The sequence below is a fragment of the Pelobacter seleniigenes DSM 18267 genome (assembly GCF_000711225.1).
Lineage (GTDB): Bacteria > Desulfobacterota > Desulfuromonadia > Desulfuromonadales > Geopsychrobacteraceae > Seleniibacterium > Seleniibacterium seleniigenes.
In genome coordinates, this window is the sequence record NZ_JOMG01000001.1 from 89,644 (window position 1) to 102,676 (window position 13,033).

General features: G+C 43.9%; 12 protein-coding genes. 6 read left to right on the forward strand and 6 right to left on the reverse strand.

Translation table 11 applies throughout. The annotated features are described in order from the left end of the window. Positions 1–77 precede the first annotated feature (77 nt). From N909_RS0100415 to tcuB, 4 genes are all read left to right on the forward strand, one after another. On the forward strand, positions 78–1,049 hold the full coding sequence (locus N909_RS0100415; RefSeq protein ID WP_029909692.1) for a tripartite tricarboxylate transporter substrate binding protein: 972 nt from the start codon (positions 78–80) through the stop codon (positions 1,047–1,049). Between the two features lie 12 nt (positions 1,050–1,061). Further along, entirely contained in the window at positions 1,062–1,547 is a 486-nt protein-coding gene (locus tag N909_RS0100420) for a tripartite tricarboxylate transporter TctB family protein (RefSeq protein ID WP_029909694.1), read from the forward strand. A gap of 580 nt (positions 1,548–2,127) precedes the next feature. Next, entirely contained in the window at positions 2,128–3,519 is a 1,392-nt protein-coding gene (gene tcuA / locus N909_RS0100425) for an FAD-dependent tricarballylate dehydrogenase TcuA (RefSeq protein ID WP_029909697.1), read from the forward strand. Next, a complete protein-coding gene (tcuB, locus tag N909_RS0100430; protein WP_051689404.1) occupies positions 3,509–4,678 on the forward strand; it encodes a tricarballylate utilization 4Fe-4S protein TcuB in 1,170 nt (389 codons plus the stop codon). The genes tcuA and tcuB overlap by 11 nt, the downstream gene beginning before the upstream one ends. A 317-nt stretch (positions 4,679–4,995) precedes the next feature. Here the strand turns inward: tcuB and N909_RS0100435 are convergent, their stop codons facing one another. The 3 genes from N909_RS0100435 to N909_RS0100445 are packed head-to-tail and all read right to left on the reverse strand — an operon-like array spanning position 4,996 to position 8,305. Further along, complete coding sequence (locus tag N909_RS0100435; RefSeq protein ID WP_029909703.1) at positions 4,996–5,976, reverse strand: tripartite tricarboxylate transporter substrate binding protein; 981 nt, start codon at positions 5,974–5,976, stop codon at positions 4,996–4,998. Next, positions 5,973–6,674, reverse strand: a complete 702-nt coding sequence (locus tag N909_RS0100440) for a response regulator (protein WP_029909720.1) — start codon at positions 6,672–6,674, stop codon at positions 5,973–5,975. The genes N909_RS0100435 and N909_RS0100440 overlap by 4 nt, the downstream gene beginning before the upstream one ends. Further along, complete coding sequence (locus N909_RS0100445) at positions 6,671–8,305, reverse strand: sensor histidine kinase (RefSeq protein ID WP_155005828.1); 1,635 nt, start codon at positions 8,303–8,305, stop codon at positions 6,671–6,673. Before N909_RS0100445 ends, N909_RS0100440 begins: the two co-directional genes overlap by 4 nt. A gap of 119 nt (positions 8,306–8,424) precedes the next feature. On the opposite strand from N909_RS0100445, the gene N909_RS0100450 reads away from it, so the two are divergent. Both N909_RS0100450 and N909_RS0100455 read left to right on the forward strand, forming a co-directional pair. Beyond that, positions 8,425–8,676 (forward strand): hypothetical protein, encoded by a 252-nt coding sequence (locus N909_RS0100450; RefSeq protein ID WP_155005829.1) that lies wholly within the window; start codon positions 8,425–8,427, stop codon positions 8,674–8,676. 7 nt (positions 8,677–8,683) lie between these two features. Further along, positions 8,684–9,889, forward strand: coding sequence for a hypothetical protein (locus tag N909_RS0100455; protein ID WP_029909728.1), 1,206 nt, complete (start codon positions 8,684–8,686; stop codon positions 9,887–9,889). Between the two features lie 67 nt (positions 9,890–9,956). Here the strand turns inward: N909_RS0100455 and N909_RS0100460 are convergent, their stop codons facing one another. The 3 genes from N909_RS0100460 to N909_RS0100470 form a co-directional block, all read right to left on the reverse strand. Continuing rightward, complete coding sequence (locus N909_RS0100460) at positions 9,957–11,447, reverse strand: tripartite tricarboxylate transporter permease (protein ID WP_036682596.1); 1,491 nt, start codon at positions 11,445–11,447, stop codon at positions 9,957–9,959. Positions 11,448–11,464: 17 nt separating this feature from the next. Continuing rightward, entirely contained in the window at positions 11,465–11,950 is a 486-nt protein-coding gene (locus N909_RS0100465; protein WP_162179094.1) for a tripartite tricarboxylate transporter TctB family protein, read from the reverse strand. A gap of 72 nt (positions 11,951–12,022) precedes the next feature. Next, entirely contained in the window at positions 12,023–12,997 is a 975-nt protein-coding gene (locus tag N909_RS0100470) for a Bug family tripartite tricarboxylate transporter substrate binding protein (RefSeq protein WP_029909733.1), read from the reverse strand. Positions 12,998–13,033 lie beyond the last annotated feature (36 nt).

Genomic DNA, 13,033 nt, shown 5'->3' on the forward strand with positions numbered 1-13,033 from the left:
CCAACCCAATAGCCCTGATCCCCTCCCTGGGCGGGGAGGGATTTATTGACTTTCAATTGCAAAAAAGGAGAGAAACAATGTTCAAACAGAGAATCGTACGAAATTGCGTGTTTTGGGTTAGCCTTCTAGTTTTTTTAACAGGCGGTGGAGCTATGGCCCATGCCGATAACTTCCCGTCAAAGCCAATAAAAATTTACTTTGGCTACAAAGCTGGCGGATCAGCACATACATCCCTACAGGCAATGGCGCGTGCGCTCGAGACCATACTCGACACTCCTATTGTTCTAATAGAGAAGTCAGGAGCCGGAGCGACGATTGCCGGCGGACACGTTGCCCATGCAAAGCCTGACGGCTACACTTTAGGGCTGATAAAATCAACGACCATCACTACTGCGCCGCACGAACTCGAATTATCCTACTCACCGGCAGATGACCTGACTCACTTGTTTGCATATGCCGGTCCTCCTTCCGCCTTTACAGTAAAGGCCGATGCACAATGGAAAACCTGGCAAGAATTTATTGCTTACGCCAAGGCGGCCCCCGGACAAGTATCGTGGACTGCAACTGCCGTAACGGGAACTCAGTTTCTATTAATGCAATATATTGGCAAGCTTGAAGGAATTGACTGGCATGGCGTCCCAGCTAAAGGGGGGAGTGAGGCAATGAAACTCGTTCTGGGAGGACAGGTTGCAGGATATGCCTCGTCCGGCAGCCATGTCTCCCACATAAACTCCGGTTCCGCAAGAGCCCTCCTTGACTTTGGCACCAAAAGTTCCCTGCCAGGGACCCCAACAATTGAAGAGGTTGGCTATAAAGGGCTTGCCATCAAAGGAGAGCCCTACATAATCGTTGCCCCAAAAGGGCTGCCAAAGGAGATCTCCGAGAAACTCATAACAGCAATGCTGAAAGCAACGCAGGCTCCTGAATATATGAATGTCATTAAGAAGCTGAACATGCAGCCAATGAACCTTTATGGCGAGGACCTAGAAAAGACCCTAAGCGAAGGAAGCGGCCTGGTGAACATGCTACTTGCCTCCGCGAAAAAATAAGAGGATGCCATCATGAGACACCAGGAACATAAAGGGCCTTCCGAAATCATTGCTGCACTTCTCTTTACAATGATTGGCATTGGGTTGATTTTAAAAATCATCCCGGACCAGGTCGCTTCAGGAAGCGGAACCATACCGAATGCCAGAACTTTTCCCTATGTGGCGGCATGTGCTTTCACCCTTTTGTCAGCCCTTTGGACGATCAGGGCAGGGTGGCGCCTAAGCAAACATCAGCAGGCAGACAAGGACCACGGGCTACTGCTTGGCTTAATCGTCAGTATGAGTATCGTTGCATTGACGGCACTCATTGACTGGAGTGGTTACCTACTCGGGGGAACCATATCTGTTTTGACTGTCTTCGTCACAGTTGAGGGAATGCGAAAATGGCCGCGCAAGGTGGCAATATCAATTGTCCTGGTAGCACTATTTGCACTGTTTTTTGAAAATGTATTAAATATCGAAATTCCTGTTGGGATATTGGGATTCTCTATATTATGACAAGGTCTTACCACAGATCGATTAAGGGGGCTTTGCCAGGTCGCATCAACTCCCGTTCGTCTTTGCGCTGAATGGTCTGACCGAAACCGTTGATTAGCCGATTACAGCAAGTGTCCATTAAATTTCTCAGGTCAAACATCTAAAATAAAAAAATTTTATTTTTAACAAACTTAGAACACCCTCAATCCGCTAGCGGGCTGGGGGTGTTTTTCGCCCGGCCAAAACTGTTAGCCTCCTATGCCTTTCTTTACACAGTATATGCCTTGAAACATCTATGAAGTTGGACATCACTACGGATACCATTTGTATATTCAGGGTATTAGCTTTCTTTAGCAACACTTTTCATTGTTGGAGCCTAACGTCTCCACACAAAACAAATAAATAAATTTAAAATACATTTTGTCCCATTTTTTAAACACATATTCAATAATCAATAAAAAAATATTTATTATTAATGTATAAATCACTATTATTAAATAGAATTTTCAGATTATTCCACCACATCTACAAAATGGCACAGTCTGTGTAATCTCTCAATTCATTAAATACTCATCCATTTCAGATCAACGGAGAGATCACAATGAAAGACATTACGCAACCTTACGATGTACTAGTCATTGGTGGTGGCAACGCAGCACTATGTTCCGCCATCACTGCACGCGAAGCAGGGGCGCGTGTGCTCCTGTTGGAGCACGCGTCAAAGCCTTTTCGAGGGGGGAACAGCAGACATACCCGCAACTTGCGCTGTGCCCATGATGGTCCAACCTCTTTTCTGAAGGGAGCCTATCCTAAGGAGACCTACTTAAAGGAATTATTGAAGGTCACGGATGGGCAAACGGACGAAAAGTTGGCCCGTATCATGATCGACGAATCAGTCGATGCTCCTCAATGGATGTATAAGCGCGGGGTGCGCTTTCAGCATATCCAGGGAACTCTGGGGCTGGCACATTCCAATCCCTTTTTTCTGGGAGGTGGACGCGCTCTGGTCAATGCATTCTTTAATACCGCCGAAGCCCTTGGGGTCGATGTCGTCTATGATTCAGAAGTTCTGGAGATGGATATTCGTGACGGCAAGTTTCACTCCGCTACGGTTCGAAGTCGGGCCTTTACCATGGAAGTCAAGGCCAAGAGCGTTATTGTTGCTTCCGGCGGCTTTCAGGCCGATCTTGCTTGGTTGAAAGAAGCCTGGGGCGAGGCCGCAGACAACTTTATTATTCGCGGGACCCCCTACAACAAAGGGCGCTTGCTCAAAGACCTCATAGAGAAAGGTGCAAAGACAATTGGGGATCCACAGCAATGTCACGCCGTAGCCATTGATGGTCGTTCACCGCAGTTTGATGCAGGGATCGTTACCCGTCTTGATTGTTTGTCATTTGGAATCGTTGTCAATAAAAATGCTGAGCGTTTTTATGATGAAGGTGAGGATTTCTGGCCCAAACGTTACGCTATTTGGGGGAGACTGGTAGCAGGGCAACCAGATCAGATCGCCTATTCGATTATTGATTCCAAATCGATCAATCTGTTTATGCCATCGTTGTTCCGCCCGGTTCAAGCTGACTCCATCCGTGATCTGGCTCAGCAGTTGCGACTGGATCCTGAAAAATTAGATCAGACCGTAACCAATTTCAACCAGGCCGTTCAAGTGGGAACATTTGACAAGGACAAGCTCGACGATTGCTTTACAACTGGGCTGACTCCGGCCAAAACCCATTGGGCGCGCCGGATCGACTCTCCTCCCTACTACGCCTATCCACTACGACCTGGCATTACCTTTACCTACCTGGCTGTCAAGATTGATGAAAAAGCCCGGGTCATTATGCAAGATGACAAGCCCGCTGAGAATATCTACGCGACAGGGGAAGTCATGGCGGGAAATATTCTTGGAAAAGGTTATATGGCTGGGACTGGAATGACCATTGGCACTGTTTTTGGGCGTATTGCCGGACAGGAGGCTGCCGCTTATGTTGCTTAATAATCCTTCAACACCAAATCTTAAGATTGAAGATTGTCTTGAAAACGAATCGACCTTGGTCAAAGAAGCGCGGCGGATTATGGAAGTCTGCAACGCTTGCCGTTATTGTGGAGGCTTTTGTGCTGTTTTCCCGGCCATGGAAATGCGCCGTTCCTTTTCTCGGGGTGATCTGGAGTATCTTGCCAACCTGTGCCATAACTGCACAGGCTGCTTCCACGCCTGCCAGTACGCACCACCACAAGAATTTGACATCAACAATCCAAAGATCATGGCAGAACTGCGGGCGGAGACGTATCAAAAGTACGCCTGGCCTGCACCGTTGGCCAAAATGTATCAGAAAAACGGACGCGCAGTCTCCTACATCAGTACCTTCAGCGTTATGATCGTTCTCCTTTTCGCCCTGATTACCCAAGGGAATGCCGCACTGTTTACAGCCTACTCTGGTAGTGGATCATTTTATCAGGTTATTCCCTACGGTGTTATGCTTGGGGTTCCCATTGTCATAGCAATCTGTTCGATCGTCGCGCTACTGGCTGGCGTATTCCGCTTCTCGAAGGGCACAGGTTGGGACATGCGACAACTCGCGCAGCCCCAGAACGTGTTGCGCGCCGTCTGGGATGTCATGGCGCTGCGTTACCTTGGCGGTTCCGGCGATGGATGCAATTACGAAGATGACACCTTTAACCATAAACGCCGGTGGTTTCATCAGGCTATTTTTTACGGATTTCTCTTGTGCCTGGTATCGACCTCAGTTGCTTTAGTCTATGACCATTTCCTGCACTTGCCCGCGCCCTACAGCCTTGCCAGCATTCCGGTCATCACCGGCACATTGGGCGGGCTAGCCCTATTGATCGGGACCAGTGGCATGCTGTGGCTGAAAATGAAACGAGACAAGCGTCCTCAGGCAGAAGGGCTTTTGGGGATGGATACTGCATTTACCGGCCTATTGTTCCTCACGAGCTTAAGCGGGCTACTATTGTTGCTTTTGCGAGGTACTACAGCGATGGGTGTCTTACTGGTGATACATCTTGGTTTTGTCAGCGGCTTTTTTATAACATTGCCATACAGCAAATTTGTGCATGCCGTTTATAGATTTGCTGCACTTGTCAGGTTCGCCGAAGAAAAGCGCAGAAATCCTGATGGCGACGGAATCATATAACCCATTACTTCAAAAAGACATCACCCCCAGACCCTTCAGAATTGAACCGATCTGAAATGGTCATTATGAAAAGGAAATTGCTCTTCCTCTAAAAGGCAAAAAATGCCTCGTCAGCAGAACTTGTGGAAACCAACAGACTTCTGCTGACGAGGCGAAAATCCAAACAAACCAAACAAGCGCAAATGTCAACTCACCACCAGAGCAAGATCAGTCCCAGTTGCGGCGGCTGCCAGCAAAAGAACTACCGCAATCGTTGTAAATCTCTGCCAAAATTCCATGTACACCACTCGTCTTTCACAAACGTTGATCCTCAAACCCTATTTCCCAACAAGTCTCTGGTAATAATCAAACTGCCGGCGAAGGAACTGATCAAACTGTTCAGGACCTTTAAAATCAAGGGATTGGTTTGAAAAATCACCACCTAGTTCTTTTTGATATGCTGTACCGTTAGCGACATAGCGTATTTGGTCCGCCAGATAATCACGGATATGGTTTGGGGTTTCTTTAAGAACAACAAATCCACGCCAGGATTTTGTGGTTATTTGATAACCTAACTCTACAGATGAAGGGATTGTTGCGAGCTCTTTAGGATTCTCAAGCCTGCCCTCGTTAAGAACCATAAGCGGCCTTAGACGCCCAGAGCGAATGTGCTTTATTGAAGAAATCAGCTTCCCTAAATAAAGATCAACTTCGCCAGAAAGAAGGGCAGCCCTGATAGCTTGACTCGATTGATAAGGCACAAATTTGAGTTTTCTCCCCGTCTCCTTAGCCAATAAAGACAAAGTGATTTCGTCGAGGCCATGGGGGCTCACTCCCGCCACAGTGAATTCACGTGTAGATGAAGGATCCATAAATTCATCTAAACTGATGGCATCAGGCGAATTATTTGAAAAAAGAACATAATAATCGTTCTGAACAAGAGCAAGAGGCTTAAAAGTATCCAACAGCCCCAATTTTGGACTTCGGTGCAGTACGTCTGCAATAATATGACTGGGGGTAATTTCAAGGATTGTGTAACCATCAGCAGGCAGACTGGCAGCATATAACATGCCCTGCAATCCGCCGGAACCACTTTTATTCAAGGGAACAACCTTGACAGGCAACTGCGCACTCAGCAAAGCTGAAAACTCCCGGCCAAAAACATCACTCGCGTTTCCCCGGCCGAAAGGGATTATCATACTAATCTCTCTTTCCGGGAAATCAATACCTGTCCCGATGGTACCATCCTGGTAATCTGACGAACTACAGGCGGAAAGACTCAATGAAAATAGTATGATCAGTAAAAATCGCGTCTTCATTGATTGTTTTTTTTGCTAATGTATTTTCGTTCCGGGCGCCCTATCGTCCCGTACTCCAATTTTATCTGAAGTTCCCCAATGGCTAATAGATATTCACAATACTTCCTTGCCGTCGTGCGTGCCAAGCCAGCGAGATCGCCGATATCCGCCGCACTCATGCCACCGGAGGGAGCTTTCTCAAATGCACGAAGAACATCCTTTAATGTGATCGGGTCAATCCCTTTAGGAAGAGTCCTTTTTTCTTCTTCATAGCTCGAAAGAGCTTTATCACGGAAGATACCATCAACAAATTCCTGATCGACCGTTTTAACCTTATTTCTTTTTTTTAAATAATTTTCATACTTTTGCAAAGATCCCCTGAAACGGTCCATAAAGACAGGTTTAATAATGTAATCGAAAACCCCACCCTTCAACGCGTTATTCAAGTTTTCAATATCTCTTGCGGCCGTAATCAAAATAACATCAACTGCCGAGTGCTCCTGGCGTAATTCATAAAGGAGGTCCATGCCATTCCCTTCTGGAAAAAAAAGATCCAGCAAAATGAGATCAGGGCTAAGAATTTCAGCCATTTCCTTACCGTCTTTTATAGAATTGGCGACACCTACCAGCTCAAAGTTCTCTACCTCCAAAAGAAATTTAGCATGAACTTTGGATATCCGGACATCATCCTCGATAATCAACACACGAACAGGAATCATGATTGACTCTCACGCAATGTAGGAATAATAACAACGAACCTGGCTCCGCCTAATTCGCTTTTTTCAACACTGACCGACCCATTCATATCGAACAAGGCCTGACGAACAAGAAATAACCCCACTCCATTATCGGCCGATTTTTTGGTCGAAACCCCCCTTTCGAATATTTTCTCTACCATCGATTCAGGAACCCCAGGCCCGCTATCTTCGACCTCGAAAATCAAATCTCCAAAATCAGACATACTAAGGACAACTTTAGATTTTCTTGCAGAAAGTCGACATGCCTCAAATGCATTATCGATCAGATTTCCCAATATCGTTAAAAGATAATGCCTGCTGACAGAAGGCGGAATATTCCTCATGCTGCTCTCCGGATCTACACTAAAATCGATCCTCAATTCTTTTGCATGCATGTATTTTCCAATCAGCAGCGAACGCAAGGTTGGATCTTCCACGGTCTCTGTCATCGTCCGAACCATAACCTTATGATCTATGGTTTCGCTTGCTATAAAGTCAAGAACATCATCGTAGTCTTTCGTTTGAATCATTCCGGCGATCGCATGCAGCCTGTTCGCATATTCATGGGTTTGGGCCCGCAGGATTTCTGAGTAACGAGTCGTTTGACTCAGTTCGCGCGTCAACAGATCAATTTCATCTTTCTGTCTGAAAGTCACCACAATACCCTGATTAATGTGTTCATAATCTAGAGGGACCATATTGCAATACATCACCATACCCTGAACTGTTCTTTCAGCATCATGGACACTGACCCCCATGCGCAGAGCCTGGACAGTTAGTTCTGCTGGAAAGAATCTCTCGATTGGAGCCCCGGCAAGTTCATCTTTAGTAAGCCGCAGCATTTCTTCAGCTTTACTGTTGGAAAGGCTTATTTTCCCATGAGCATCAGTAGCAAGCACACCTGCCCTGATAGATTCAATAATTGCAGTTCTGGCCTGAAAAAGGCTGGCTATCTCTTGGGGTTCTAGCCCGAAAATAGCATTTTTAACACCGCGCGCAATCACAATAGATGCCCCGAGGCCAACGACAATAAACAGAAAAAGATAAAAAATATTGCGTTCAAGATAACCACGCGTGATGAGGATGGTACTATTCACTGGAAATCCAGCAACTACTAATCCTGAAATTTGATTTGACTCATTGTAAATCGGAGCATTTCCCGTAATAAATCTTTCAGAATGGCTACTGAAACGATAAATATAAGATTGTCCTTTCACTAAACTTAAGTCCATATTTGGATCTACATAATTAGGAACATTTCCATCAAATTTACTTTCAACCAATAATGTTTTATTTTTATCAAAAATAAAAATAAAACTTGCATTTGTATTTATAGAAATACTTGTTACAAGCTTCTCAACCTCACGCATCGATGAATCGTCTTCTTTAGAAGAAATATTCTTTATCTGAGGGAGTGAAGAAATATTTTTTGCTGATTGAATAGCATTTTTCTCAGTTTCTCTTTGAATAAAATTAAAAATCATATTCGAAAAAACAATACTAACTCCTACCAATAAAAATATAATCAATGACAGTATAACAACAATTACACTATCAAGAAGCTTCATATTTGAAAAAAATGCAAATATATTAATATTTATTTTTCTTATCACAGAAATAATCACTACAAATATAGTATAAGATTAGTTGGAAAAATATTTAAATTTATTGACACAACACTATATGTTTATTTAAAATCTAAAAAAACTATTAAAAGAAGATCAAATACTTGATGAAATCTTTTTATAAATCAGAAGGATCAACTCTCTATTTAATGCTGCTATATCCAGCGGTCATGGCTCTTATGGGATTCCTTCCAGCAACATCCCTGTTTCTATTTTTTATGGCTAGAAGCAATCAAAAGAGCTTATCCTACTCTCTGATTTTTGGTTTACTGACCGCCACTTCTGTTTATGCACTATTATTTTTCCTGCTTGGCAAATCATTGCCTCTTGGACTTTTCATTCGCCTGCTAGAGTACTGACCCCCCCATGAACTGGCCCTTGATAAATATAGACTTACTCAGATTGATCGTATTTTCTTTTGCCGGAATCAGTACGGCAGGCCTATTTGCGCTCCTGCCAAATGCCAACATAGCCACGATCACCACCTTTTGCTTCTATGTTCAAATTTTCGCCGGCCTTCGCCCCAGCGACTTTGCATTATTCTTCTGCCCTGCGGTCATCGCTGCGTTAATTCTCAACAACAAGCCACACACAAAGGAGGCAGAATCTTTCACAGGACAGGGCTCCTGGGCACTCATGTTTTCTGTCATGGCGTCTATTTTAATTATTTTCTTCAGACATAACATCGCAGAATTCATTATTTTTTTTAAAACCAGCGGTCTCCTACTCATAACTATTCTAATTCTGACAGTCAACGTCCTCACTTCATCGACAACCGTTCTGAAAGCAATTATTCCCCTCACCATAGGGCTGTCCACAGCAATCCTCGGCCCCGCCCTGGCAATCGAACTTCCCTTTTCCCCCTGGAATACCATAAACCTAAATGAAGGGAAAAATCTTGTGGCCGTGCTGACCGGGGCTTTTATTTTCCCGGCAATACTGTCAACAAACAGCGTTGTTCACGTGCCGCTCCTACAGGCGAGAAAAAACCTAAAAGCCTTGGAATTCCCAGCCATTCTCTTCCTTATCGTTACCGGCATCGGCATATCGCCCTTAAGCATTGTCCTGCTGGCCATTCTCAACAGTGAAAATGTTAATTTCGGAGCCATGACAACATATGAAAGCCCTGAAGCCACACTTTCGATAGTCTTTTGTACAATCATAGCTTTAGCTATATCGATTTTACTATTCAAAAAATACCTACCCCTAAAAAGGTACTTTCAAAACATATATAACGATAATAATTTTAAATGGATTTACGGATCTCTCATATTTGTCATTTTTTCATCTACGACAATCTATTCTGATCTAGGAATTGAAATTATATATTTTTCAATTTTTATAGGAATTTTCATAACCATAATAAAAAAACATCATTATCCTGTTAATCTATTTATAATTGGATTTATATATGGAAACAAGATCGAAAACATGTTTAAAATATTTTTAAAAACAGGATCATCTTTTTCTATTAGCTCTATATTGTTTTTTTCATTTATTTTAATTTTGACATTACTGTATAGAATTTTTATTAATAAAACAAATTATTCAATATCAAACATTAAAAAATAATTTCATCTAAAGATGAGTTGCTCATTCTCAAAAGAGAAGAGCAACCCCGCTATATCTTTTATATAAATCAAGAAATCCTGCGAGAAAAAATTTTTTTCATACTCGGCCATAGCAATGTAACCACAGCAATGACAATAATTGTTAACGCAATTGGACGAGTCACAAACCCCATCGCACTTCCATTACCAATGATTATCTGTTTTCTCAAGGAGTTTTCTATCAATTCACCGAGAATAAGTCCTAATATTAACGCTGCGCTTGAGTATTTAAATTTATCAAAAAGATAACCAATAAATCCAAAAAGGAACATGATGAGAACATCGTAAAAACTGTTCTTCAGGGAGTAAGCCCCCACCAAACCAAGGACAACAACCAGGGTGCCAAGCATTGGATAGGGCAATTTCAAAATATGTCCAAACTGGCTGGTAACAAAACGCCCACCGATAAACAATAACAACGCTGCAGCAATCAAACCTAAGAAAATAGCATTCAGCATAAGCGGCTGATCCCGAATCAGCAGGGGGCCAGGTGTAAGGCCAATAATCATAAAAGCTGCCATGATAACGGCCGCGACGGGGCTTCCTGGAATTCCGAGGACCATTGTCGGCACCATAGATCCCCCAACAGCTGCGTTGTTGGCAGATTCTGGGGCAATAATTCCCCGTGGATTACCTTCTCCGAATTTTGGTGTTTCTTCTTTATGACGACCTGATGCTTCTCCATATGCGATAAGACTCGCAATTGATCCGCCGGCAGCGGGAATGATACCTATAATCGTTCCTATGAGAGACCCTTTGATAAAAGTGTCCCACATCTTCACCATTTCTCTAAATTTCATAAGTTTGATCGAGACCTTCTGGCTTGATCTCATGGTTGTATCTCGGTGGCTGTATTCTTCTATATTTTTATAGACTTCTCCAATGGCAAAAGCCCCAATCATAACGGAAATATAGTTAATGCCGTTAAGCAGGAAGGGCTGTCCGAAAGCAAAGCGTTCAACGCCGTTTATACTATCCAAACCAATTGTTGACAGGATGAGACCGACCAGAACTGAAAATACCGCTTTTAACTGATTTTTCGAACCAATACTCGTGATACAGCACAGCCCAATCAACCCCAGGCCAAAATATTCTGCACTCTGAAATGACAAAGCCGCAACAGCCAGAAGAGGGGCGGCCAAAAGCATAATGACAGCAGAAAATATCGTTCCAAAAGACGATGCGGTGACCGCAAGTCCAAGAGCCTGGCCGGTCAAGCCATTTTGTGCCATTGGATAGCCGTCAAATGTTGTGGCAACAGCTTCCGGTGTGCCTGGGGTCTTCAGCAAAATAGCAGAGATTGACCCACCCGTAGCACCGCCGACATAAACAGCCACCATGAGGACAATTGCGGCTATCGGATCCATGGAATAAGTGAATGGCAGGCAGAGAATGATGGCCATTGACGAACTCAAGCCCGGCAATGATCCGCAGATCATCCCAAATAGCGTGCCGACCACTATCAGGAGAAGCGTCAGCGGCTGTAAAAATGCGGCCAAAGATTGAAAAAGAATATCCATCTTGTCATCCTTAATTATTAATAAATCATGTAACTAAGTTCGCGCAGCATACCTACACCTCGGGGAAGCGGTACGTAAAAAACCGACCCGAAAACAACAACCAAGACAGTGGTTGTAACGATTGAAAAAATTGTCAACGTTACCCACTTTCGGTATCCAATCGCGACAGCTCCTGAAAATAGATATAGAACGGTGGTAATACAAAAGCCAAGGACGTTAAGTAGGGCGACATAGCCGGCAAGAAGCAGGACATTAATAACAAGCCTCCTGCCATCCGGTGAGCGCAAATTGAACATTGGGATATTTATTTTTCTTTTTTCTCTGAGGACCGTGACCGTTATAAAAATCAAAACAATCAGGGCAAGTATTGACAGGATTTCAGGAAAACCACTTGCACCAAAAATATCATTCGGGTTTTCCCCGGCGGGAAGGCCCATTGACTCAACCATAAAAAAAATAAGTCCCGCGCCAAGAATAATGTTAAAGACAAGCTCTATTACCATACCTATTCTCACCTCACATAAAGCCGAATCGACCTGCGTGGACAGATCGATTCGGCGGCACATCTTGAATAATTACTGCTTAACAAGACCCATTTCTTTAAAAATACTGACATATTCCTTAAATTCGCGATCCCAGGACTTGCCGAAATCAGCAGCATTCAGATAGCCCGGCACCAGGTTCGTCATTTCGCGGGCTTCCATAGCCTTGTAAGCAGGATCGTCATAAGCTTTCTGGAAGGCATCAATAATGATATTCTTTATCTTCTCGGGTGTTCCTTTTTTAACGACAAAGCCGCGCCAGGAACCCTGAATAAAATCGATACCCTTTTCCTCGGAACAGGGGACGTCTTTTAATTGATCAACAGCGAGTCGTTTTTCACTAAGAACCAGCAATGGACGCACATCCCCACTTGCAGCCAAACTCATGAAGGAAATAAGTTTGTCCTGATACACGTCAAGCTCTCCACCAAGCACAGCAGCCTTAAGCTCGGACCCTGACTTATAAGGGACATAGGTCCATTCAATCCCTGCTGCTTTTGCAAACCCATTTGCAATATAGTTATCCAATCCGCCCGGGGAAAGACCACCAATTTTCAGCTGCTTAGGATTCGCTTTTGCATAAGCAATCAGATCATCAATGCTTTTCAAGTTACTTTTCGCCGACACCCCAAACAGCACCACATCAGCTTGAACCTTGATGATCGGATCAAATTCACTGCGGAATTTGACCGAGCTTTTATTCTGTGCCTCCTTGATCAACAGTGAAGGAGTAATTTCCATAATGGTATATCCGTCAGCGGGAGCACCATATGTATACAACATCCCTTCAATGGTCCCGGCCCCTCCCTTGTTGATAGCAACCAGAGGCTTGCCCAGGTACTTTCCGGCTATCTCTGCGTATTGACGTGCGAACATATCACTCGCCCCTCCGGTGCCGAAAGGAATAACGAGCTCAACCGGCCTTTTTGGATAGTTCAGGGCAAAAGCACTTGTTGTCAACATTGGGATTAAAGCCGTGATCATTACTGCCACAATCAGTTTTTTCATCTTCAGGAATCTCCTTTGTCTCCAGTTGGTGGTTGA